This is a genomic window from Microbacterium sp. NPDC056052 (genome assembly GCF_042266785.1).
Classification (GTDB): Bacteria; Actinomycetota; Actinomycetes; order Actinomycetales; family Microbacteriaceae; genus Microbacterium.
The window spans coordinates 173051-196334 of the sequence record NZ_JBHJWV010000005.1; the positions used below are offsets into that span (position 1 = coordinate 173051).

Annotated in this window: 22 protein-coding genes; 12 read left to right on the forward strand and 10 right to left on the reverse strand. The window is 70.8% G+C overall.

The window, feature by feature from the left end:
• Window positions 1-145: 145 nt before the first annotated feature.
• Entirely contained in the window at window positions 146-556 is a 411-nt protein-coding gene (locus ACFC1J_RS11505; RefSeq protein WP_375905736.1) for a molybdenum cofactor biosynthesis protein MoaE, read from the reverse strand.
• Window positions 553-1716 (reverse strand): ThiF family adenylyltransferase, encoded by a 1164-nt coding sequence (locus ACFC1J_RS11510; RefSeq protein ID WP_375905739.1) that lies wholly within the window; start codon window positions 1714-1716, stop codon window positions 553-555. The genes ACFC1J_RS11505 and ACFC1J_RS11510 overlap by 4 nt, the downstream gene beginning before the upstream one ends.
• Window positions 1717-1807: 91 nt before the next feature.
• Here ACFC1J_RS11510 and ACFC1J_RS11515 point away from each other — a divergent pair, with 91 nt between their 5' ends.
• Genes ACFC1J_RS11515 through ACFC1J_RS11530 form a run of 4 tightly spaced genes read left to right on the forward strand, consistent with a single transcriptional unit; the run spans window position 1808 to window position 3626 of the window.
• The gene (locus tag ACFC1J_RS11515; RefSeq protein WP_375905742.1) at window positions 1808-2065 is read left to right on the forward strand and encodes a MoaD/ThiS family protein; all 258 of its coding nucleotides are present in this window, start codon (window positions 1808-1810) and stop codon (window positions 2063-2065) included.
• A gap of 38 nt (window positions 2066-2103) precedes the next feature.
• On the forward strand, window positions 2104-2574 hold the full coding sequence (moaC, locus tag ACFC1J_RS11520) for a cyclic pyranopterin monophosphate synthase MoaC (RefSeq protein WP_375905744.1): 471 nt from the start codon (window positions 2104-2106) through the stop codon (window positions 2572-2574).
• Window positions 2571-3074 (forward strand): molybdenum cofactor biosynthesis protein B, encoded by a 504-nt coding sequence (locus tag ACFC1J_RS11525; RefSeq protein ID WP_375905747.1) that lies wholly within the window; start codon window positions 2571-2573, stop codon window positions 3072-3074. The genes moaC and ACFC1J_RS11525 overlap by 4 nt, the downstream gene beginning before the upstream one ends.
• A gap of 12 nt (window positions 3075-3086) precedes the next feature.
• Window positions 3087-3626 (forward strand): YaeQ family protein, encoded by a 540-nt coding sequence (locus ACFC1J_RS11530; protein WP_375905750.1) that lies wholly within the window; start codon window positions 3087-3089, stop codon window positions 3624-3626.
• Between the two features lie 84 nt (window positions 3627-3710).
• On the opposite strand, the gene ACFC1J_RS11535 is transcribed toward ACFC1J_RS11530, so the two are convergent.
• The 3 genes from ACFC1J_RS11535 to ACFC1J_RS11545 form a co-directional block, all read right to left on the reverse strand.
• A complete protein-coding gene (locus tag ACFC1J_RS11535) occupies window positions 3711-6992 on the reverse strand; it encodes an efflux RND transporter permease subunit (protein WP_375905753.1) in 3282 nt (1093 codons plus the stop codon).
• A gap of 199 nt (window positions 6993-7191) precedes the next feature.
• Window positions 7192-7557, reverse strand: coding sequence for a fluoride efflux transporter FluC (locus ACFC1J_RS11540; RefSeq protein ID WP_375905756.1), 366 nt, complete (start codon window positions 7555-7557; stop codon window positions 7192-7194).
• A complete protein-coding gene (locus ACFC1J_RS11545; RefSeq protein ID WP_375905759.1) occupies window positions 7554-7961 on the reverse strand; it encodes a fluoride efflux transporter FluC in 408 nt (135 codons plus the stop codon). Before ACFC1J_RS11545 ends, ACFC1J_RS11540 begins: the two co-directional genes overlap by 4 nt.
• A 190-nt stretch (window positions 7962-8151) precedes the next feature.
• On the opposite strand from ACFC1J_RS11545, the gene ACFC1J_RS11550 reads away from it, so the two are divergent.
• Window positions 8152-8838, forward strand: a complete 687-nt coding sequence (locus tag ACFC1J_RS11550; RefSeq protein WP_375906203.1) for a Pr6Pr family membrane protein — start codon at window positions 8152-8154, stop codon at window positions 8836-8838.
• A gap of 2 nt (window positions 8839-8840) precedes the next feature.
• Here the strand turns inward: ACFC1J_RS11550 and ACFC1J_RS11555 are convergent, their stop codons facing one another.
• Together ACFC1J_RS11555 and ACFC1J_RS11560 are read right to left on the reverse strand one after the other, a co-directional pair.
• Complete coding sequence (locus tag ACFC1J_RS11555) at window positions 8841-10232, reverse strand: FAD-dependent oxidoreductase (RefSeq protein ID WP_375905762.1); 1392 nt, start codon at window positions 10230-10232, stop codon at window positions 8841-8843.
• 48 nt (window positions 10233-10280) lie between these two features.
• Complete coding sequence (locus ACFC1J_RS11560; RefSeq protein ID WP_375905765.1) at window positions 10281-11171, reverse strand: TipAS antibiotic-recognition domain-containing protein; 891 nt, start codon at window positions 11169-11171, stop codon at window positions 10281-10283.
• Between the two features lie 104 nt (window positions 11172-11275).
• Between ACFC1J_RS11560 and ACFC1J_RS11565 the strand changes: the two genes are divergently transcribed.
• The 4 genes from ACFC1J_RS11565 (at window position 11276) to ACFC1J_RS11580 (ending at window position 16111) form a co-directional block, all read left to right on the forward strand.
• Window positions 11276-13756, forward strand: coding sequence for a glycogen/starch/alpha-glucan phosphorylase (locus ACFC1J_RS11565; protein WP_375905768.1), 2481 nt, complete (start codon window positions 11276-11278; stop codon window positions 13754-13756).
• A gap of 88 nt (window positions 13757-13844) precedes the next feature.
• Window positions 13845-14420 carry a hypothetical protein gene (locus ACFC1J_RS11570; RefSeq protein ID WP_375905771.1) on the forward strand — a complete coding sequence of 192 codons (576 nt, stop codon included), beginning with the start codon at window positions 13845-13847 and terminating at the stop codon, window positions 14418-14420.
• 195 nt (window positions 14421-14615) lie between these two features.
• Entirely contained in the window at window positions 14616-15467 is an 852-nt protein-coding gene (locus ACFC1J_RS11575; protein WP_375905774.1) for a DUF4097 domain-containing protein, read from the forward strand.
• The gene (locus ACFC1J_RS11580) at window positions 15464-16111 is read left to right on the forward strand and encodes a PadR family transcriptional regulator (protein WP_375905777.1); all 648 of its coding nucleotides are present in this window, start codon (window positions 15464-15466) and stop codon (window positions 16109-16111) included. Before ACFC1J_RS11575 ends, ACFC1J_RS11580 begins: the two co-directional genes overlap by 4 nt.
• A gap of 14 nt (window positions 16112-16125) precedes the next feature.
• On the opposite strand, the gene ACFC1J_RS11585 is transcribed toward ACFC1J_RS11580, so the two are convergent.
• Entirely contained in the window at window positions 16126-16668 is a 543-nt protein-coding gene (locus ACFC1J_RS11585) for a universal stress protein (protein WP_375905780.1), read from the reverse strand.
• A 160-nt stretch (window positions 16669-16828) separates the two neighbouring features.
• Between ACFC1J_RS11585 and ACFC1J_RS11590 the strand changes: the two genes are divergently transcribed.
• Window positions 16829-17014, forward strand: coding sequence for a DUF3073 domain-containing protein (locus tag ACFC1J_RS11590; protein WP_045271809.1), 186 nt, complete (start codon window positions 16829-16831; stop codon window positions 17012-17014).
• A 135-nt stretch (window positions 17015-17149) separates the two neighbouring features.
• Complete coding sequence (locus ACFC1J_RS11595) at window positions 17150-17974, forward strand: MOSC domain-containing protein (RefSeq protein ID WP_375905784.1); 825 nt, start codon at window positions 17150-17152, stop codon at window positions 17972-17974.
• A 26-nt stretch (window positions 17975-18000) separates the two neighbouring features.
• Here the strand turns inward: ACFC1J_RS11595 and ACFC1J_RS11600 are convergent, their stop codons facing one another.
• Window positions 18001-20247, reverse strand: a complete 2247-nt coding sequence (locus ACFC1J_RS11600; RefSeq protein ID WP_375905787.1) for an alpha-galactosidase — start codon at window positions 20245-20247, stop codon at window positions 18001-18003.
• Between the two features lie 56 nt (window positions 20248-20303).
• Between ACFC1J_RS11600 and ACFC1J_RS11605 the strand changes: the two genes are divergently transcribed.
• Window positions 20304-21335, forward strand: a complete 1032-nt coding sequence (locus ACFC1J_RS11605) for a LacI family DNA-binding transcriptional regulator (protein ID WP_375905790.1) — start codon at window positions 20304-20306, stop codon at window positions 21333-21335.
• A 7-nt stretch (window positions 21336-21342) separates the two neighbouring features.
• Here the strand turns inward: ACFC1J_RS11605 and ACFC1J_RS11610 are convergent, their stop codons facing one another.
• Entirely contained in the window at window positions 21343-23094 is a 1752-nt protein-coding gene (locus ACFC1J_RS11610; RefSeq protein WP_375905793.1) for a beta-galactosidase family protein, read from the reverse strand.
• Between the last annotated feature and the right edge of the window lie 190 nt (window positions 23095-23284).

Sequence of the window (23284 nt, forward strand, 5' to 3'; positions counted from 1 at the left end):
TCCCGCTCGCCCATCGTCGACGCCCCCTCTCAGGATCCGCGCCCCCTCTGAGAAGCGCGCCTGCGAGGGGGCGTCGGTCGCCAGAGGGGGCGCCGACGCCGGACGCCGCGCCCGAATCGGGGTCACCCCGCCGGGCGCCGCCCGGTCAGAGGCCGACCCACTCCGAGACGCCGTCGGCGTAGTGCTGGCGCTTCCAGATCGGGACGCCGCGCTTGATCTCCTCGACCAGGCGCTCGCACGCCTCGAACGCCTCCTTGCGGTGTCCCGCCGACGCGGCCGCGAACAGGGCGACGTCGCCGATCCGGAGGTCGCCCACGCGATGCGCGGCCGCGACGAGCAGCCCCGTCTCCGCCGTCACGCGCGCCACGATCTCCTCGAGGAAGCGCTCCGCATCGGGGTGCGCGCGGTAGTCCAGCGAGCGCACCCGCTGCCCGCCGTCGTGGTCGCGCACGACGCCGCAGAACATCACGGTCGCACCGTGCGCCGCGTCGCCGACCGCCGCCCGGATGACCGCCTCGTCCAGAGGCTCGTCACTGATGATCGCACGCTCGCTCATTCCGGCTCCGTCCGCTCGCTCGGCGCATCCGCAGCGCCCACGCCCTCGGTCCTGCCGCCGACGGCGGCGAAGGCCCTGATCCCTCCGGCGAGGTAGTGCGCGTCGATGCCGCGCTCGCGCAGCACGCGCACCGCCCGCTGCGAGCGCGGGTCCTTCTCGCAGAACACGACGACCGGGCCCTCGCCGAGCGCCCCGGGGATCGGAGCTCCGCCTTCGAGCGCACCGAGCGGCAGCGCCGCCGCCCCGGGGATGCCCCGCAGCAGGGTCTCGTGCGGCTCGCGCACGTCGAGGAGCCGCACGTCGCCCTCGCGCCGCAGACGCAGCACCTCGGCGGCCGACAGCGCGGAGGCGTCCTCGACGGCGGCCGTGCCGCAGAACAGCTCGTAGTCGACGAGCTCCGTCACAGCGGGCGCGTCGACGGCACGCTCGTACCCGATCTCGCGAGTGCGCGCCGTGAGCGCGTCGTAGAACAGCACCCGGCCGACGAGCGGTTCGCCGATACCGGTGAGGAGCTTGACGACCTCGGTCGCCATGAAGGATCCGATCGCGGTGCACAGGCTCGCCAGCACGCCGCCGAGCTCGCACGACAGCACCTCGTCCGCGGCCGGCGGCACGGGGAAGAGATCGCGGAAGCCGACCTCGGGCACCGCGACGCCGACCTGCCCCTGGAAGCGCAGGATGGAACCCCAGACCAGGGGCTTGCCGGCGAGGCGCGCGGCGTCGTCGGCGAGGTAGCGGGTGGGGAAGTTGTCGCTGCCGTCGACGAGGACGTCGTATTCGGCCAGGATCCCGGGCAGCGTCTCGGCCGTCGCGCGCTCGCGATACGGACGCACCAGGATCCCCGGATCGATGTCGCGCACGGTGTCGACGAGGGATCCGACCTTGGACCGTCCGATGTCGTCCATGCCGTGGCTGAGCTGGCGGTGCAGATTGGACAGCTCCACCACGTCGTCGTCGATGACGCCGATCGTGCCGACGCCGCTCCCGGCGAGCGCGGGCACGAGGGCGCTGCCCAGGCCGCCCGCCCCGATCACGAGCACGCGGGCCGCACGAAGGCGCCGCTGCGCGGTCTCGCCGAAGCCGGGCAGCATGAGCTGACGGCTGTAGCGGGCGATGTGTTCGGGCGACAGTTCCGGCCCCGGCTCGACGAGCGCGATCATAGGATCGAGTGTACGCGGGGAAAGCCTCGCGAGACCGTTTGATTTCCATGATGCGGATGCTGAATTCCGTCATACGGGCTAGATTGAGGACATGTCCACCATCACCGTGCGGTACTTCGCCGCGGCCGCCGAGGCCGCGGGGCGCGATCAGGAGCAGCTGACCCTCAACGGTCCGGATGCCGTCTCGACGGTCGGAGCACTGCGCGCGGAGCTGCTCGCGCGCTACGGTGAGCCGATGGCGAAGGTGCTGAGATCCGGATCCTTCCTCGTCGACGGCACGGTCAGCCGCGACGACGCCCGCCCGCTGGGAACGACCGTCGACATCCTGCCGCCCTTCGCCGGCGGCTGAGTTCCGAAGAGAAGCACGAGCACGAGTCAGGAGACGTGATGAGCGAGCTGACGCACCTGCGGGCCGACGGATCCGCGCACATGGTGGACGTGACCGACAAGGCCGTGACCCGTCGCGAGGCGCAAGCGCAGGCCGTGCTGCAGACCACCGCCGCGGTGGTCGCCAAGATCGCCGACGGATCCCTGCCCAAGGGAGAGGCACTCGGCACCGCACGCATCGCCGGGATCATGGGCGCGAAGCAGACCTCGACTCTCATCCCGCTCTGCCACCCGCTGCCGCTGAGCCGGGTCGAGATCGACCTCGTGCCGGAGGGCGACCGCGTGCGAATCCTCGCCACCGCCGTCACGAAGGGCGTCACCGGCGTCGAGATGGAGGCGCTCACGGCCGCGAGCGTCGCGGCGCTCACGCTCTACGACATGATCAAGGCCGTCGACAAGCACGCCGTGATCGGCGACATCCGGGTGCTCGCGAAGTCCGGCGGCAAGAGCGGCGACTGGACCGCGGAGTGACCGCGGACCCGTCCTTCGCCCGTTCCGCGACCGTGCTCGTGGTGTCGACCCGCGCCTCCGCGGGCGTGTACGCCGACGAGACGGGGCCGATCATCCGCGCATGGCTCGCCGAGCGCGGGTTCGACGTCAGGGATCCGGTCGTCGTCGCCGACGCCTCCGTGGCGGACGCCCTCGCCGCCGCGCTCAAGGGCGCCCCGGATCTGCTGCTGACGACGGGAGGCACCGGGCTCTCCCCCGACGACCGCACCCCCGAGGCGACCGCGGCCCTTCTCGACCGCGAGATCCCCGGGCTCATGGAGGAGCTGCGCCGCCGCGGCCTCGCCGCAACCCCGATGGCGCTGCTCACGCGCGGTGTGGCCGGAGTCGCCGGCCGCACGGTCGTGATGAACCTGCCCGGCTCGCGGGGCGGAGTGCGCGACGGGCTCGCCGTGCTGGATCCGGTCCTCGATCACCTGCTCGCCCAGCTCCGCGGCGCCGGCGACCACGGACGCACCCCGTAGGCTGAGACGCCTATGGCTATCGGGGCGACGATCCACACCTTCGACGTGCAGCTGGCGGACACTGATCGCGGCGTCTACGAGGACTACTCGCTGCGCGTGGCGCGGCACCCCTCTGAGACCGACGCGTACATGCTGACCCGGCTGCTCGCCTACGGACTGGAGTTCACCGAGGGCGTGACCTTCAGCGAGGGGCTCTCCTCCACCGAGGAGCCCGCCGTCGTCGTGCGCGATCTCACCGGGCGCACCACCGGATGGATCGAGGTCGGCGCCCCCGACGCCGAGCGCCTGCACTACGGCAGCCGCCTGGCCGATCGCACCGTCGTCTACACGCATCGCGATCCGGCCAAGGTCATGGCGCCATGGGAGGGCAAGCGGATCCACCGCGCCGAGGATATCCGCGTCTACAGCTTCGACCCCGGCTTCATCGAGTCCGCCGTGCCGCTGCTCGAGCGTCGCAACACCATCACGATGACCGTCACCGAGCGGGTCCTCTACCTCGACCTCAACGGCACGACCCTGACGACGACGATCCACGAGCACGAACTCGGCTGACCCTCCAGGGTCGTCGGGCGAGCGCAGCGAGACGAGACGCGGCGCCGTCCCGGAACTTCTCCCGCAAGGGCGCCGCGTTTCGTCTCAGTCGCCTGCGGCGTCTTCGCTCAACGACCCCGTGGGGGCATCGGGCTGCTCCTCGGCGGACCGGCCGTTGTCGCGCAGTTCGCGGCGGGTCGGGTGATGCGGAGGCGTCGGAGCGTCGTCCGCGGACACCGCCTCGGTTGCCGCAACCCCGGCGGGCGCCACCGCCGCACCCGAGCCGGCACCCGCGAGCGCCGCATCCGCACTGTCCCCGGCCTTCGCCGAGCGCCGGGCCGCCCGACGCTCCCTGGCTCCCTCGACGAGGTTGTAGAGCGTGGGCAGCACGAGCAGCGTCAGCACGGTCGACGACACCAGTCCGCCGATCACGACGATCGCGAGCGGCTGCGAGATGAACCCGCCGTGGCCGGTGATGCCGAGGGCCATCGGGGTGAGCGCGAAGATCGTGGCGAGCGCGGTCATCAGGATCGGCCGGAGGCGCCGGGATCCACCGGCGATCGTGGCGTCGTGCGTGTTCATGCCCTTCTCGCGGTACTGGTTCACCAGGTCCACGAGCACGATCGCGTTGGTCACCACGATGCCGATGAGCATGAGCACGCCGATCAGGGAGGCGACGCCGAGCGGCACGCCGGTCGCGATCTGCAGCAGGATGGCACCGGTCGCCGCGAACGGCACCGAGCTCAGCAGCAGGATCGGCTGGCGCAGCGACTTGAACGTCGCCACCATCACGATGTACACGATGAGGATCGCCGCGAGCATCGCGAGCCCGAGCTGGCCGAACGCGTCCTGCTGCTGCGTGACCACACCCCCGAGCGACGCATCGGCCCCCGAGGGGAGCTTGGCGCTCGCGATCGCCTTCGACACCGAGGCCGAGGCGCTCGCGAGGTCGTTGCCCTTCGGTGTGACGGAGACGGTCGACGTGCGCTGCCCGCGCTGGGTCGTGACCGACGCCGGGCTCTCGCTCTGCTGCACGGTCGCGATCTGGTCCAGGCGGATGAGCCCTGCCCTGCTCGGGATCGTCAGGGCCTTCAGCTCGTCGACGGTCGCGGGCGGGTTCGCGCTCTGCAGGTAGACGGTGAGCGAGGATCCGTCGAGCTCCACGGTTCCGATCTGCTGCGGGCGCATCGCCTGCGAGACGATGCCGCCGACCGCGACCTCGCTGAGACCGTGCTGCGCGGCGGCCGCACGGTCGACCTGCACGGAGATGTACGGCAGCGAGGCGGAGAGATTGCTGGAGACCTGGTTGACACCGGCGGAGCCCTTGAGCTCTTTCACGAGCGCGTCGGTCGCACCGTTCAGCGTCTTCTCGTCCGGCGCGGTGATCTTGACCTGGATGTCGCTGGATCCGAAGCCTTCGGAGGCGGCGATCGTGATGTCGCCGACGCCGTCGAGCTTCTTCACGGCCGCGCGCACGTCGGCCTGCACCGTCTCCTGATTCGCCGACGGATCCGTCGTGATCGAGTAGGTGATGCCGGATCCACCGCCGGAGAAGGCGTCCCTCAGGGCGGATCCGCTCGAGCCGATCGAGACCTGCACGGTCTTGATGCCGGAGATGCCCTTGATCGCCTCCTCGACCTTCTGCGCGGCCTTGTCCTCGGCGTCGAGGCTGGGCGCCTGGCCCAGCGACTGCGTCATCGTGAAGGTGTTCTGCCCGCTGGATCCGAGGAAGTTCACCTTCATCAGCGGGGCGACGGCGATCGTGCCGATGAGCACGACGACCGCGAGCACGAGCGTGGTCCAGGAGTGCCGCAGCGTCCAGCGCAGGATCGGCAGGTACGCCTTCTGCAGCCGGTTCGGCGGAGCGTCCTCGTGCTCGGGATCGATCGCGTGGCCGTCCGGGCCGAGCAGAGGCTTGCCCGGGCGCAGGAACCAGTATGCGAGCACCGGCACGATCGTGAGCGCGACGAGCAGCGACGCGGTCATCGCGATCGTCACGGTGAGCGCGAACGGGCGGAAGAGCTCCCCGGTCATGTCGCCGACGAACGCGATCGGCAGGAACACCGCGACGGTCGTGATGGTCGATGCGGTGACCGCCATCGCGACCTCGCGTACGGCGCTGAGGATCGCGGTCTTCTTGTCGGCGCCCTGCACGTAGTGCCGCTTGATGTTCTCGATCACGACGATCGAGTCGTCGACGACGCGGCCGATCGCGATCGTGAGCGCGCCGAGCGTGAGGATGTTCAGCGAGTATCCGAAGGCCTGTATCCCGATGAACGTGATGAGCACGCTGGTCGGGATCGAGATCGCCGTCACGAGGGTCGAGCGCACCGACAGCAGGAAGATCAGGATCACGATCACCGCGAAGACGAGGCCGAGCAGGCCCTCCTGCGCGAGCGACTCGATCGACTGCTGGATGAACGGCGCCTGGTCGAACACCGTCGTGAAGGTCGCGCCGGGCAGATCCTTCTTGAGCTGCGGGATGAGCGCGGTCACGGCCTTCGACACGTCCACCGTGTTCGCCGACGGCAGCTTGGTCACCGCGATCGTGAGGGCGGTCTTCCCGTCCACGCGCGAGAGCGAGGTGACCGGATTCCCGTCGATCTCGACCTTCGCGACGGATCCGACCGTGGTGCCGGGAACGGTCGCGCCGACCAGTGGGATCGCCTGGACCTGCTCGACGCTCGTGAGCTTCTCGCCGGTCTGCACCGTGAGCGTGTTGTCGTCCTCGGTGATGGATCCGCCGGGAAACAGGGTGCCGTTCTGCTGCAGCGCGTCCTTGATCGCGCTCGACGAGAGCCCCGCGGCGAACAGCGCGGTGTTGTCGGGCGTGATGGTGAGGCGCTTGCCCTGCCCGCCGACGAGAGAGGCAGCGTTCACTCCCTTGAGCCGCTCGATCTTCGGGATGATCGTGTTCGTGAGGCGCTGCTGCGCCGTCTCCGCGTCGGAGAAGCCGGTGACCGCGAGCTGGATCACGGGGAAGTCGTCGATCGAGGCGGTGATGACCTGGGGATCCACGCCGTCGGGCAGCTGCGACTTGATCCGCCCGATCGCCTGGTTGATCTTCTGCTCGGCGGTTGCGAGGTTGGTGCCGTACGCGAAGGACGCCTGGATCACGGACGAGTTGGTGGTGCTCGTCGCGGTGGAGGTGTCGAGACCGGGTACGCCCTGGATCGCGGTCTCGATCGGGGTGGACACGTCGTGCTCGACGACCTCGGGCGAGGCGCCGGGGTAGCTGGCGACGATCGCGAGCTGCGGGAACTCGATCGAGGGGATCAGCTCCTGCTTCAGGTTCGTGAGCGCGAGGCCGCCGAACACCGCGGCCACGATGGTGATGAGCGCGATCAGGGCGCGATTGCGCAGGCTCAGAACAGCGAGCTTCGACACGGGTCCCCCTTCATACCCCGGTGCGGAAGATCGGGTGTACAGGCCAGAGTCTAGATCGCCCGGGTATCCCGTTCGTCACAGGATCCCGGTGCGGCGATCGGCACAGCATGCGCCGATGCGCACGCGTGGTGACGTGGATCCGTGTGCTGATCGTCACGCCGTGTGCGGATCGTCGCGCCCTGTTGCGGGCGACCCAGGCTCAGCCGGTGAGCGCCATGCCGAGCGCGAGCCCGGCCATGGCCGCAAGCACGCCGAGGATCAGCATGCCCACGGCGTTGAAGGCAGCGGCTCTGGCGGATCCGTCCCGCCACAGCGCGACCGTGTCGAGCATGGCCGTGCTGAAGGTGGTGTAGCCGCCGAGCAGACCGGCCCCGACGATGAACGCCGCTGCCGGGAAACCGCCGGTGATCACGCCGAGAGCGAAGGATCCGGTGAGGTTGATCACGAGCACGCCCCAGGGGTACCGAGCGCCGACCAGCCGGGCGACACCGAGGTCGACGAGGTACCGCAGGCCCGCGCCGGCGCCTCCGGCGAGCGCGGCGAAAAGGAGGATCAACGGGCTCATCCGTGCGCCTGCGTGTGCGAGGAGCGGGGCCGGGCGAGGTCGAGCCCGAGCGCCGCGGCTCCGAGGCCGAGCACGAGGCTGCCGATCGCGTAGGCCGCGGCGAGCCAGGGCTGCGCGTGCCACAGCGTGACGCTGCCGACCGCGAACGCGCTGTAGGTGGTGAAGCCGCCGAGCACCCCGGTGCCCAGCAGGATCCGGATGCCGCTCGACGACGGCAGCCGGGCGGCGAGCACCCCGATGAGGAACGCCCCCGCGACGTTGGCGATGAGCGTGGCCCACGGGACGGCGCCGAGGCCGGTCCCGCCCGGAGTCGGAAGTGCGAGTCCCAGTCCGAGCCGCGCGGCGGAGCCGATCACGCCCCCCGCCACGACGAGCGCGAGACGGAGCGGCACGGGCGAAGTCACGCCCGTCAGCCTAGACCCGGGTGCTTCCGAGGGAGTCGGGGCGCACCCCGAACCCGGCTCCGCACGCACGCAATCCCCCGGGATCCGGGCCCGGCACATCGGGGTTCCGTAGACTCGGCCGGGTGGCGGGCGACCCGGCCCGAGGGGCCGTCGAACAGCCCCGGCCGAGGAGGACGACGCGCGAGTGACCATGAGGATGGCCTTCGGCTGGTCGCGTCTGCTCACCGCGGGCGTGTGCGCGGTCGCCCTCGTGGACCGTCTGTTCTGGGGCCTCGGCTCGCAGACCATCGCCGGCCAGAACTACCTCGCCTACCTCACGATCGAGTCGAACATCGTGTTCGCGATCCTCGCCCTGATCGCGGGGATCATCGCGCTGCGCACGCCGGAGGACCCGGCCTGGCTCACCACGGCCAGGGCCGTCGTGCTCAGCTGGACCATCACGGCCGGCCTCGCGTTCGCCCTGATCGTGTGGCAGGCGGGCCTGCACGGCATCCCGATCTGGGTGCCGTGGTCGGACGTCGTGCTGCACTTCGCGCTTCCCGCCTGGACCATCGTCGCCTGGGTCTTCGGCCCCGGCCGGCGTGCCGCATCCTGGCGGATCGTGCCGTACGTCCTGCTGTACCCGGCCGCCTGGGGCATCTTCACGATCTGGCGGGGCGGCGTGGTCGGCTGGTATCCGTACTACTTCCTGGATCCGCGACAGGTCTCGGGGACGCCCGAGATGATCGTGACGTGCGCGATCGCGCTGGCGATCTTCGCGCTCGTCGCCAGCGGCCTGGTCGCGCTCAGCCGACTGCACACTATGGCAAGGACGGATCTCCGCCGCTCGCCGGAGGCGGACGGCGAGGCGGACGGGGACGAGCCGGATCCGACCTGAGCTCAGGGCGTGGGCGTCGCCGAGACGAAGAACCGGAGGGACTCGCGCACGGCCGCCTCCGCGTCGCCGTCCCCGAGCTTCGCGAAGGCCTCGGCCTCGGGCCCTCCGACCAGGCCGACGAGCACGGGCCTGCCGGTCACGGGCTGCAGGTTCAGCCAGGTGCGGATGGGGCCGTCGCCGCCGACGACGTGCCAGAGGTCGGCGTCGACCTTCCAGAACGCCTCGTCGAACTGCGCCCACACGGTCTCGACGTACCCCGAGGCGAGCGCGGCGATCGCGCCCCGGTGGCCGAACGGCAGCGGGGGCGCGAACTCGATCGCCTGATGCTGCAGCACGCCGAGCGGAGCGGTCACGACGACGCGGTCGAAGGACAGCGACTCGCCCGTGCCCAGGCGCAGGCTCACCCCTGAGTCGTCGTACGCGATGCGCGTCACGGGCGAGGCGAGCGTGACCTTGATGCCGTCGAGCGGCGAATTCACGAGCACGCCGACATCGCCGTCCGCGCCGACGAGCGCGTCAGGGACGAATGCCGGCGGGAACCAGCTCGATGCCTTCCCGGCGTCTGCGCCCGTGGTCGCCTGCACCCAGGCGAGGGCGGCGGCGAGCGCGGGATCGGCGGGATCTGCTCCGGCGGCGGCGAGCGCGGCGTCGACCGGCACGTCGGAGGGCGCGTTCGCCGCCTTGTCGACGGCGTTCCGCAGCGGTCCCGCATCGATCTCGGGGGCGGCGCCGTCCTTCGACCAGCCGGTCGGACGATCGAACGTGACCCGGTGGACCCCCTGCGCGGCGAGCTCGCCCCCCAGGGTTCCCGCGCCGTCGCCCGCCGAGAGCCACGCGCCGAGCTGCACCGGGATCGGCCAGGCCTTGTCGGCGACCGAGCGGATCCGGCCGCCGGTGCGCTCGCGCGCCTCGAGCACGGTCACCGTGCGCCCCGCGTCGGTGAGAGCGCGAGCGGCGGCGGCCCCGGCGGCGCCCGCGCCGACCACGGCGATGCGCTCGCCGCTGGTCGAGGCCGCGATGAGCTGGGCGGCGGCGCGCTGGCCGGAGTCGATCGCGCCGGGGACCGTTCCGGGGCGATCCGGATCCGTGGCCTCTCCGGCGAGGAACACGCGTCCGCCGATCGGCGCGGCGAGGTCCTTGCGCAGCTGGGGCGTCGTCCCGGCGGGCAGATAGCTCATCGCACCGCGGGAGTATGCATCCGTCGACCAGGTGCTGCGCATCCAGGCGGTCGGTTCCGGAGCTGCGCCCGGCGGAACCGTCGGCGTCGGCGAGGGCGGGGCGGACGTCGGCGTCTTCGTCGGCTGCGGCTCCGGCGTGCAGGCCGCGAGCAGCACCGCGACGGCACCGGCTCCGGCGCCGACGCCGACGAGCAGGGTTCGCCGCGAGATGCCCATCGTGGTGCCAGCCTATCCCGGCGCCGCGCGACGGCGCCGGGACAGGGATCAGAGGTTGTCCTCCGCGTAGATCCGCAGGGCGTCGCGGACGAACGCGGCGCCTGCGGTGCCGGCCGCTCCCGACGCCGCAGCCGCGGCCCGGTCCGCGTCGGTGGCGTAGTTCGCGCCGAAGCGCGGATCAGCCACGTACATCTCGCCGAGGCCGATGACGTACGCCTTGCGGTCGCCGGCCGCGCCGTAGGCCGGAGTGCCGGGGATGCCCGTGAGCCAGTCGACGTGACGGCGCGCCACGTCCTGCGCCTCGGGCGATGCCGGATCCGCTCCCGCTTCGGCGAGCGCGATCCAGCTCCGGTTGAGGTCGGCGACGAGCGCCTTCCACGCGTCCTGCCCCTCGGTGCCGAGCCCGCGCCACCAGCGGTCGCTGTCGGCGTAGGCCTTGGCGCCCCAGCGGGTCTCGACCTCGTCCTTGTACCGGGTGTGATCGAAGCCGTCGAACATGTCGTCAGGCATGAGTGCTCCTCCTTCTCTGAGTGCGGTGATGGTGTTCTCGACCGACGCGATCTGCCGCGCCAGCCTGGTCTGCTCCGCGCGCAGCAGCGCGAGGTGCTTCTCGAGGGCCGCCGCCTCGATCTCGGCGCCCGCCTTCCAGTCCGACGCCGGCCCTGCGGCTGCTCCTGGCCTCCCGGCGCCAGAAGCAGGTGATCGGCCGGCTCCCGGTGCTCCGACCACCTCGGCGATCGCCGGCAGACCCAGCCCCAGCTCGCGCAGCAGCAGGATGCGCTGCAGGCGCAGGAGCGCGCCCTGGTCGTAGTGCCGGTAACCGTTCGAGGCGACCCGCGTCGGCGGCAGCAGACCGATGTCGTCGTAGTGCCGCAGGGTGCGGCTCGTGGTGCCGGTCAGCCGTGCGATCTCCTGGATCGACCAGTCCCGATGCGTCATAGGATCCTCCTTCCGTCGTCCACATGACCACCGTAGAAGTTGACGTTGCGTCAAGGTCAAGCGGATCGGGAGGATGCGACGGATCCCTGCGGTACGTTCGTCGCGTGACCTCCTCCGGTGCCACCGCCCCGCACCCGCCCGTTCCCGCGCTCGAGCTTCCGCCGACCGCGGACGGCTTCGCCGCGCAGTTCCTGCGCAACCTGAACTTCGACGGCGGGGTGACGCTCGCCGACGCCAGCACGAACGACCGCTATCTCGCCCTCGCCCGCACGGTGCGCGACTACCTGATGCTGCATGCCCTGGCCGATCAGCACCGCCAGGCCGAGGTGCAGGCCAAGGCCGTCTGCTACCTGTCCGCGGAGTACCTGCTCGGCAACCAGCTCGACAACGACCTGCTCGCGGGCGACCTCGCCGGGGTCGCGGCGGACGCTATGGCCGCCTGCGGGATCGATCTGGACGAACTGCGCCGGCACGAGATCGAACCGGGCCTCGGCAACGGCGGTCTCGGACGCCTCGCCGCGTGCTTCATCGACTCGCTCGCCACGCTCGGGGTGCCGAGCATCGGCTACGGGATCCGGTACGAGTACGGCATCTTCCGCCAGACGTTCGAGGACGGCCAGCAGGTCGAGCAGCCCGACGCGTGGCTCACGCTCGGCGCCCCGTGGGAGCAGCCCCGTCCCGAGGCGGCGCAGACCGTGTCTTTCGGCGGCCGCACCGAGACCTTCGACGACGCCGGAACCGTGCGGTCGCGATGGATCCCGGGGTGGAACGTCAGCGCCGTGCCCTACGACTACCTCGTGCCGGGGTTCAGGAACGACCGTGTGAACACGCTGCGGCTGTGGCGGGCGAAGGCGACGGACGCCTTCGATCTGCGCATCTTCAACTCCGGCGACTACGAGCAGGCCGTGCGCGCGCAGACCTTCGCCGAGAACATCTCCAAGGTGCTCTACCCGGAGGACTCCACGCCGCAGGGCAAGGAGCTGCGGCTGCAGCAGCAGTACTTCTTCGTCGCCGCATCGATCCGCGACTTCCTCGACCGGCTGCCCGAGGACTTCGATCTCGCGCGGCTGCCGGAGCGCGTGATCTTCCAGCTCAACGACACCCACCCCGTGATCGCCGTTCCGGAGCTCATGCGCGTGCTCGTGGATGAGAACGGCATGGACTGGGACGCGGCCTGGACGGTGACGCAGCAGTGCTTCGCGTACACCTGCCACACGCTGCTGCCGGAGGCGCTCGAGGTGTGGCCGGTCGAGCTGCTCGGCCGCCTGCTGCCGCGGCATCTGGAGATCGTCTACCGGATCAACGAGGAGTTCCTCGCCGCGGTGCGCGCGCGATTCGGGGACGACGAGATGCGGATCCGCGACATGTCGATCATCGCCGAGTTCCCGGTGCGCGCCGTGCGGATGGCGTACCTCGCGACCGTCGCCGGCAGCAGGGTCAACGGCGTGGCCGAGCTGCACTCGCAGCTGCTGCGCGACAAGGTGCTGCCCGCGTTCGCGGAGTTCTTCCCGGAGAAGTTCACCAATGTGACCAATGGCGTCACCCCGCGCCGTTTCCTGCGGCTCGCGAATCCCGGCTTGTCCACCCTCATCACCGACGCGATCGGCGAGGGCTGGGTCACCGATCTGGAGCGGCTGCGCGAGCTCGAGCCGTTCGCCGAGGACGCCGCGTTCCGCGCGTCGTTCGCCGCGGTCAAGGCCGGCAACAAGCGCCGTCTGAACGACGTGCTGCAGGCACGCGACGGGATGCGGGTCGGCGACGGCCACCTCGTGGACGTGATGGTCAAGCGCCTGCACGAGTACAAGAGGCAGCTGCTCAAGGTGCTGCACGTGGTGAGCGAGTACGAGGGCGTCGTGTCGGGCCGCATCCCGCTCGCGGACCTGCAGCCGCGCACCGTGCTCTTCGGCGCGAAGGCGGCCCCCGGATACGCGATGGCGAAGCGGATCATCCATCTCATCAACGCGGTCGGATCCGTCGTCAACACGGATCCGCGCCTCGACGGGCGCCTGCAGGTGCTGTTCCCGCCGAACTACAACGTGACGCTCGCGGAGAGCGTGATCCCCGCGGCGGACCTCAGTGAGCAGATCTCACTGGCCGGCAAAGAGGCGTCGGGCACCGGCAACATGAAGTTCGCCCTCAACGGCGCGCTCACGATCGGCACGGACGATGGCGCGAACGTCGAGATCCGCGAGCTCGTCGGCGACGACAACTTCTTCCTGTTCGGGATGACCGAGCCCGAGGTCTCCGAGCTCGCCCACGCCGGCTACCACCCTGCCGCGTTCTACCAGGAGGATGCGGGCCTCCGCCGTGCGATCGACCTCATCGCGTCCGGGGCCTTCTCCGGCGGCGACCGCTCTGTGTTCGAGCCCGTGGTCTCGAATCTGCTCTACGAGGACCGGTTCATGGTGCTCGCCGACTACTCCGCCTACATGGCGGCGCAGCAGCGCGTGGACGCGGCCTATGCCGACCAGGACGGGTGGGTCCGCGCAGCGATCCTCAACGTCGCCCGCTGCGGCTTCTTCTCCTCCGACCGCTCGATCCGCGACTACATCGACCGGATCTGGCACACCCCGCCCACGGCCTGAGGACGCGGCTCTCACCGGCCGGCGGTTTCGCGTGCCACTCAGCTGACGCATAGGCTTGCGACACGCACGTTCCACCGGAGGGAACCCCATGACCGACGAGACCACGATCGCCGCGCGCAGATTCCCGCGACGCACCGTCCTGAAGACCACCGCGTGGTCGATCCCGGTGGTGGCCGCCGCCGCCGCCATGCCGCTCGCTGCGGCGAGCACGGCCACCGACCTCGTGCTGACGCCGCAGCCGGTGGGCGAAGGCATCACGGGCACGAGTCCGGACGGTCAGAGCAGCTATCAGCTCAGCTGGACCTCGCGTTACTCCGCGTCCACCTCCGGCGCCGTTGCGACCCCCGCCGGGGCGACTATCGCGATCAGCTTCGACTCACGCGTCTTCGCGACGTCCAACGCGAGCAGCGGGCCCGTGAGCCTGGCCCTGGCGAGCACTTCGACCACCGGCAACGTCACGACGGCGATGTTCACCGTTCCCGACCCGATCCCGGCATCCGGCGGCTCGATCGTGATCACCATCGGCTTCGACGCGGGAGGTGCACCCACTCCGCCGTGGTACACCGATGTGCAGCCGATCACGGTATCGCTGCTGCCCCCTTCGGGTTACACGGACGCGATCCCGGCGAACAACACGCACACCTTCAGCCCCGTCTATTCCTGAGCCCGGAGTCCGACGCGCACGCCGGCCCCTGAGAAACCACATCCTGCATGAGACACCACGTCTGTGGTGGTGTCTCATGCAGGATGTGGTTTCTCGTCGACGCCTCTTGACACACTCGAGATATATCGTGTTACAGTGATCGGACACGATATATCTCGATCTGACGGTCGGGATCACTGGACCAGGAGAACAGACATGACCGAGAAGTGGCTCATCGCCCCCGGGCAGGAGCGCGTGATCGACATCGAGCGCGCGTCGAAGCTCAAGATCGGGCTCGTCGGCGGGCAGGTCGACGTCATCGCCCACGACGAACCGGGCATCAGGATCGAGGTGCACAACGTCACCATCAAGGACCTGCGGATCGAATCCGACGGCACTCAGATCGAGATCGATCACCCGCAGATCGGCTGGGACAACTTCCTCGAGGTGTTCCGCAACTTCGGCGCCGGCGGCCCCAAGGCCGAGATCAGCGTCGCCGTCCCGCGCGACATCGCCCTCAACCTGGGCGTGGTGAGCGCGGGAGCCCTCGTCTCCGGACTCACCGAGGACGCCCGCCTGAACACGGTCTCCGGCGACCTCATCGTCGACACCCACACGGGCGACCTCAACGTGAACACCGTCTCGGGCGACGTGCAGGTGCGCGGCCTGTCCGGATCCGCCACCGCGAACACCGTCTCCGGCAGCGTCGCGCTGACCGGCGAGGTGCGCAAGGCGACGGTCGACAGCGTCTCCGGCGCGATGCTCATCGACGCGACCGGCCCCGTCAACACCGTGTCGCTGAACAGCGTCTCGGGCGACGCGACCGTGCGCCTGGACGAGAGCCTGCCCGCGAACTACGTGGCCCGCGCGCTGAGCGGCCGCATCACGATCGACGGCGTGCCGCGCGGATCCTCCGGGCCCTCGACCTTCACGGGATCGCGCGGCGAGCTGTCCGGATCCTTCGCGGACGTACGGGCGAACACCGTCTCCGGCGACATCACGGTGCTGCGCCGCGACGCCGCAGAGGCCCCGGTGTCGTTCACCTCCGACGGCGAGGACCTGCTGTGAGCCCCGCAGTCTTCTCCCACGGCGATCTCCGCCTGTACCTGCTCGCGCTCCTGGCCGAATCTCCGCAGCACGGGTACGGCATCATCCAGGCGCTGACCGACCGCACGGGGGGCACGTACACGCCGAGCGCCGGCACGATCTACCCCCGTCTCGCGAAGCTCGAGGAGGAGGGCCTCGTCACGAAGACCGTCGATGGCCGCACCACGATCTACGCGATCACCGAGGCCGGCCGCACCGAGCTCTCCTCCCGCGAGGGCGACCTGCAGGGCATCGAGGCGGGGCTGAACGATTCGGTGCGCCTCATCGCGAACGAGGTGCGCCAGAGCGTGCAGGAGGCCATGAAGAGCCTTCGTGCGGATCTGGCCGCCGCCGCCCGCGAGGAGCAGAAGGGCGCCTCGTCCTCGTCCTATCGGGAGGCCTCGGCGCGCGCCGACGAGCGGATCGCCAGCCGCGAGGAGCTGCGCCGCGCGGACGCCTCGATCAACGAGTTCCGCGCCAGGGTGCGCGCCGACCTGCGCACGCACGTCGCGAAGGGAGGCCTGCTGCCCGCTCAGGTCGTGAGCGAGCTCGACGCCACCCTCGACACGGCCGCGCGCGCCGTCACCGCCGCGCTCGCCGCCGCAGGACCCGCCGGCGGTCGTTGAGGGAGGGCCCGGGTCTACTCGGCCCAGGGATCCTTCTTGTCATCGGCGATCGGCTCCTCGAGCGGGACGACGAGGATGGGCCGGGACTGGCGGTGCGAGAGGCGGGCGGCGACGGATCCGGTGAAGAACTCGCGGATCGACTCGCCGAGGCCGCGGCTGCGGGTGCCGACCACGATCAGCTGCGCGTCCAGCGCGCCGGCGAGGTGCTTGATCGCGAGCGCCGGGTCGCCGACGAGCTGGCGCGCGGTCCAGGTGAGCCCGGATCCGGCCAGCACCTCCTCGACCTCGCGGCGCAGTTCCGCGAACTCCTCCGCGCCGGTGTCGATGTTGAGGTCGATGGGCGCGGAATGCACCATCCCGTCCGGATCCTCGAAGGTCACGAACCGGGTGACGTCCACGTGCACGACCACCAGCGCAGCCGTGAGCAGGCCCGCATAACGGATGGCCTCGGCGAGCACGCGCGGGGGCTGCCCCGGCCGCAGCGCCACGATCACGGCCTTCTGCAGCTGCGGATCCTGCAGCTCCTGGTCCTCGGGGGTGGAGGCGGTGTCGCTCATCTCGTCATTCCCTTCGGTGCGGCGGTATCGGGGACCCGTCACGGCGAGGTGAGGGGGCCCGCGTGCTATCCTGGATGCTACTCTTACCGGCCGCGAGCCGGTGCCGGAAATAGACAGCGAGCCCGTTTCGCACGCTGCTTACAGTAAGGGGGTCTCGCGCATGGGCCGTGGCCGTCAGAAGGCAAAGCACACCAAGATTGCCCGCGAACTGAAGTCGTACAGTCCGTCGGTGAACTACTCGGCGCTGGAGCGCGAGCTTGGTCATCCGGAGAACGAGGACCAGTACGTCGACAAGTGGGCGGATCAGTACGCCGACGAAGACGAGGACGAGCTCGAAAAGGCCTGAGCCTCATCGTTCGGAACCCCGCCCGAGTCCGCTCGCGGCGGGGTTCGTCGTTCGTTCTGCGCAGCGCGGTCCTTCCCGCAGGGACCGGATCCGATCCGGTCCTGAGCGTCCGCACGGCCCTGCGAGGATGGATCCATGCCTCACGTCGTCGCGCTCTACCGCCACCCGGTCAAGGGATTCACACCCGAGAAGCTGCCCGCGCTCACCGTGCAGGCGGATGGGCGGATCGCCGGCGACCGCGTGCTCGCGTTCCGCTTCGGCGATGCGGCGACCCCCGAGGAGCGCGACGGGCTGGACCACTGGCCGAAGTCGAAGGGGCTCGCGCTCGAGACCTTCCCCGGACTCGCCGCGCTGCGGCTGGAGTACGACGAGGCCGCGCGGCGCATGCGCATCGACCACGCCGGGGCGACGCTCGTCGAGGCGGGGCTGGACGACGACGGCCGCGCCGCGCTCGTCGAGGCGGTGACGGACTTCGTGCTCGGCTCCCCCGACGGCAAGCGCCTGCAGCGCCCGGGGCGCCTGCCTCTGGCCCTCGTCGGCGACGGCGAGAACTCGCGTTTCCAGGACCGCGGGCGGGGATACGTCTCGGTGCACAGCGAGGCCAGCGTCGCAGCACTCGGCACGGCGCTCGAGCAGGACGTCGATGACCGCCGGTTCCGCTCGAACGTCGTGATCGGCGGGGTCGACGCCTGGGACGAACTGGACTGGCAGGGCGAGGTCACGATCGGAGACGTCCGCCTCGCCACGGCCGGTCCGATCGTGCGCTGCCTCGCGACCCACGCGAACCCTGACACCGGCGAGCGCGACGCGAGCGTGCTGAAGACGCTCACCGGATCCCTCGGCCAGGACGAGCCGACGCTCGGCCGCCTGCTGATCCTCCCGGGAGTGAGCGGCGCCGTGGGCGACGATGCGGGCGTCGGCGGAACGATCCGGGTAGGCGACGAGGTCGTCCTCGGCTGAGGTCCGGTCTGCGGGCTTCTCGCGCGTCAAGAAGGACGACCGGGTCCGCTCACCTCGCGCACCTCGATCAGCACGGCATGCTCCGGACGCAGCGAGGGCATCACCAGCCCCACGTGCCCGAGCACGTCACCCGGAAGCACCGCCCGCTCCCGCTCCTGCCATGGCGCCTGATGGCCGGGCGCGGTCTCGCCGCCCGGATCCGCCACCGTGACCGCGTACCGGCGCTGCGGATCGAGCCCGGGGAGCACGACCCGCCCCGCGGTCGACGTGTCGAGGATCGCGGTCTGCGCGAAGAGGTACACGGCGCGCCCGCGGTTCTCGGAGACCACGCCCTGCACCGCGATGCGCGGATCTGCGGTGTCGGAGCGGACCAGGCGCCCCGAGCGGATCAGCTCCCGGAGATCCTTGTGGAGCCGGATCCAGTCGGCGAGCGCCGCCCGCTCCTGCGGGCTGCAGGAGCGGATGTCCCATTCGACGCCGAGATGGCCGAAGAGCGCGACCGACGCGCGGAAGGCCAGGGAGTGAGTGCGACCGGTCGTGTGCGACCACGGGGACGCGATGTGCGTGCCCATCATCTCCGGCGGCACGAGCTGCGCGGTCCAGCGGTTGATGCGCAGACGCTCGAGCGGATCGTTGTCGTCCGAGACCCAGACGCGATCCGTGATGTCGAGGATGCCGTGATCGATGCGCCCGCCGCCCGACGAGCAGGACTCGATCTCGAGCCCCGGATGATCGCGCTTGAGCCCCGCCATGAGCCGGTAGACCGCCTCGGTCTGCGCATGCACCCCCGGGCGCCGCGCGGGTCCTGCCCCCTCACCGGCGCCGGCATCGACGAGATCACGGTTGTGGTCCCACTTCAGATAACGGATCGGATACTCCGCGAGCAGCGCGCGCAGCGCCGCATCGATGTGCGCGAAACACGCCGGATTCGACAGGTCGAGCACCTGCTGGTGCCGGGCGGGGAGCGGCATCCGGTCCCGCGCCCGGAGGATCCACTCCGGATGCGCACGGGCGAGATCCGAATCCGGATTCACCATCTCGGGCTCCACCCAGAGACCGAACTCCATCCCACGCGCCTGCACGTGCGCGATCAGCGGATGCAGCCCGGCCGGCCAGACCTCTGGCGACACGGTCCAGTCGCCCAGCCCCGCCCGCTCGTCGCGCCGCGCTCCGAACCACCCGTCATCCACGACGAACCGCTCGATGCCGACCTCGGCGGCCGCATCCGCGAGCTCGGTCAAGGAGGCGAGGTCCTGCGCGAAGTACACGGCCTCCCACACGTTCAGGGTGACCGGTCGCGGTCGCCGCGGATACGTCGGACGGGAGCGCAGCAGCGCGTGGGACTGCGCGGCGAGGGCGTCCAGCCCGACGCCGTGGAAGCCCAGCACCCAGGGCGTCCGGTACGACGCCCCCGGCGCGAGCGTGATCTCCCCCGGCAGCAGGAGCTCTCCTCCGCGCAGCAGCTGGATCCCGTCCGTCGTCCGCTCCAGTTCGTGCACGTGGTTCCCCGACCAGCCCGTGTGGATCCCCCAGACCCGCCCGCGGTCGAAGCCGAACCCTGCGATGCCCGCGCAGAGGAGGTAGGCGGAACCCAGCCCGGTGCGCCCCCGGCGGTTCTCCCGACGGTACTGGCCGATCACGGCGCGGTGGCGCTGCGGGGTGCGCTCCGCCCCCCAGCGGCCGGCGAAGTCGAGCACTTCGTCGGCATCCAGCGGCACCGGCAGCGCCAGAGACAGCTCGTCCAGCTGGTAGTCGTCGCCACCGATGTTCTGCACCTCGGCGCGCGCGCGGACCACCCCGGCCGGCGTCAGCTCGATCGTGAGCGCGAGGGCGAGGGCGGTCTCCTCGTCCCGCGCCCGGACCTCCAGGACCCCGGCCCCTGCGGCATGCAGACCGGGCGTCACGAGCGCGGCGCCGTCGAGGGTCACGTGCGTGGTCGTGAACTCCGGCGACCAGGCCGCTCCGGCGCGGGATCCGCTGAGCCCAGGGCGGCCCGCCCAGCCATCGGTGCCGGCGGGGAGCATCGTCACCGGCTCCGACGCGTCCACCACGGACTCCGCGGCGGACGGCAGTCGGATCGCGGCTGCCATCATCGCGAAGGAGTCGGCGTCGAGCGGGCCGAGCTCCGCCCCCCAATGCAGCACGACGGGCAGCCGCCCTGCGCGGAGATCGAGGACGAGTGTGACGCCCCCGCTCGTGAGGGCCACGCCGAGATCGGGTGTCGCCGGTGCGGACGCGGCAGGGCCCTGGGATCCGGTGGTGTCGGTGATCATCTTTCCTCCTGATGACGGGGTGAGCTATTGTTTACGTTGCCATGCAAGGGATCAACATGCGACGGAACAGGGACGGCGCACCGCGCGCATCGATCAAGGACGTCGCCGAGCGCGCGGGAGTGTCGCCGCAGACCGTGTCGCGTGTCGCGAACGGCTACGAGCACGTGCGACCGGAGAAGCGCGAGAAGGTGCTCGCGGCGATGAAGGAGCTCGGCTACCGCCCCAATCGCGCCGCGCGCAACTTGAAGTCCGGACGCTTCCGGTCGATCGGCTTCGTGACCTTCAACCTCTCGACCTTCGGCAACGACCGCACGCTCGATGCGGTGGCCGAGGCGTCCGAGAAGGCGGGCTACACCACGACGCTGCTGCCCCTCAGCAACCCGGCGGCGACCGATGTCGCCGGAGCGGTCGGGCGCTTGGAGGAACAGGCCGTCGACGGGATCATCCTCATCATGTCGGCGGAGGTCGGCTCGCTCGACGAGCTCCCGGTGGCGGCGGGACTCCCCGTGGTCATCGTCGACTCCGACGCCCACCTCCCCTACACGGTGGTCGACAGCGATCAGGAACAGGGAGCGCGGATCGCCATGCAGCATCTGATCGACCTCGGACACCGCGACATCGTGCACATCGCGGGTCCGGCGAACTCCTTCTCGGCACAGCGCCGCGCCGAGACCTATCGCCGGATCGCCTCCGAGGCGGGCCTCGTCGAGCGTCCGATCCGGTACGGGGACTGGTCCGCCGCCTCGGGGCTCGCGCACGGCGAGCAGATCCTCCGCGAGCACCCGAGACCGACGGCCATCTTCGCGGGGAACGATCAGATGGCGCTGGGCGCGATGCACGCGTTCCATGAACACGGGCTCCGCATCCCCGGAGACTTCAGCGTCGTCGGCTTCGACGACGCGGAAGGCGCTGCGACGTTCTGGCCGGCCCTGACCACGGTGCACCAGAACCTCGACCGCGTCGGACACACCGCGGCGACGCTGCTGCTGTCGCTCATCGAGGGAGAGCCGGACGCCCACAGCCGAACCCTGATCCCGACCCGCCTGGTCGTGCGTGACAGCACGGGGCCCGCTTCCGCAGTGCACTGAACTCACCTCAGAACTCGGTCGGGCCGAGCCGCGGCTCCGCGGCGAACCGCACGGTGGTGCGCTCCACCCCGCGCAGCTCGACCATCAGGATCTCGTTGCCCTCCCCGCGCAGCAGCGGAGCCGGCACATACAGGGTCTCCTGCGGGCCGCGGGCCGAGTAACGGCCCAGCGCGAAGCCGTTGATCCACACGGTGCCAGAGCCCCACCCCCGCACATCGAGGTGCAGGTCGCCGGATCCGTCCGCATCGAAGCTGCCCGCGAGCAGCACCGGCCCGCCGAGCGGGAGTCCCGGCGGCACAGCCGTCCCGTGCGCGCCGAGCGCCGCACGGACCCCGTCCGCCTCCAGCTCCAGGGACGAGGCGAGCCAGCCGCGCAACTCCTCCCCGTCCAGGCGCACCGGGCCGATGAGGCCCTTGGCCTCGCCGATCCGGGGCCCGTAGTTCACGCCGCCCAGGTGCTCGACGAGGATGGACAGCTCCCCGCCCGAGGGCAGCGCGAGAACGCGGTCGTGCGCCTCGCGGTCGAGGATGCCGACCGGGCGGCCGTCGAGCAGCACGTGGGCGCGGTCGCGGACCTCCGTCACGGTGAGCGCGCCGCCGCGCGGGATCTCGATCGCGTAGCGGGAGTATCCGCGTGGCGACCCGAAGGCGGTGGCCGCGGGGGTCGCGTCGTGCGCGGTCCAGCGCTCCAGTCCGGCGTCGGCGAGCGGAACGGCACGGGTGAGCGGCGCTTCGAGGACGCGGCACGGCGTTCTCATCGCCGGGCGTTCATCGGGCACCGGCGCGTGCGCGGCGATCACGTCGCGGAACCGCCAGTACTTCTCGGTGGGTGTGCCGTCCTCGGCGATCGGCGCGTCGTAGTCGTACGAGGTCGTGATCGGCCGGTAGACGCCCTTGTCGTTGGCGCCGGCCAGGTAGCCGAAGTTGGTGCCGCCGTGCACCATGTAGATGTTCACGCTCGCCCCCGCGGCGAGGATCGCCTCGAGCTCGGCCGCGCTGTCCGCCGCCGATGTCGTGTGATGCGGCTCCCCCCAGCTGTCGAACCAGCCGCACCAGAACTCGGCGCACATGAGCGGGCCGCGGGGCTGATGACGGCGCAACGCTGCGAGCCGCTCCGTCGCACGGGATCCGAAGGAGGCCGTGCTGAGCAGCCCGGGCAGCGTGCCGTCGTCGAGCATCGCGTCGGTCGGCTGATCGACCGTCGTCAGCGGCAGGTCGATGCCTCCGGCCCTGGTCATGTCGGTGAGCGCACGCAGATAGGCCTTGTCGGATCCGTAGGCGCCATACTCGTTCTCGATCTGCACCAGGATCACGCCGCCGCCGTGCGTCAGCTGGCGCGGACGGACGATGTCGTAGACCGCGCTCAGATACCGCTCGACCTCGGCGAGGTAGCGCGGATCCCGCGAGCGCACCGCGATCGTTCGGTCTTCGATGAGCCACTCGGGCAGTCCGCCGTTGTGCCACTCGGCGCAGATGTAGGGTCCCGGCCGCACGATTGCGAACATGCCGTGGGCCTGGACGAGGTCGAGGAAGCGTCCGAGGTCGAGGCCACCCGCAGCGGCGAACTCTCCGCGCCGTGGTTCGTGCGCGTTCCACGGCACGTAGGTCTCGATGGTGTTGAGACCCATCTGCCGCGCGGTGCGCAGCCGGTCCTCCCACTGGTCCGGGTGGATGCGGAAGTAGTGCATCGCCCCGGAGATCACCTGGAACGGTGCTCCGTCGAGGAGGAAGTCGGTCTCGCCGATGGCGAACGTGGGCATGAGGACTCCGGGAGGGATTCGAGGGGCCTGTCGTTGAGGGGAGGAAGGCGTATCGGTCGTTGAGCGAGGACGCGCGCAGCGCGACCGAGGCGAAGCGCGGGCCGTTAACCCCCGCCGCCCCAAGCCAACCCCCCGCCAACCCGGTGGACCCTAAAACACCCCAACGGGTCGGTCTAATTTTTGTCCAGGT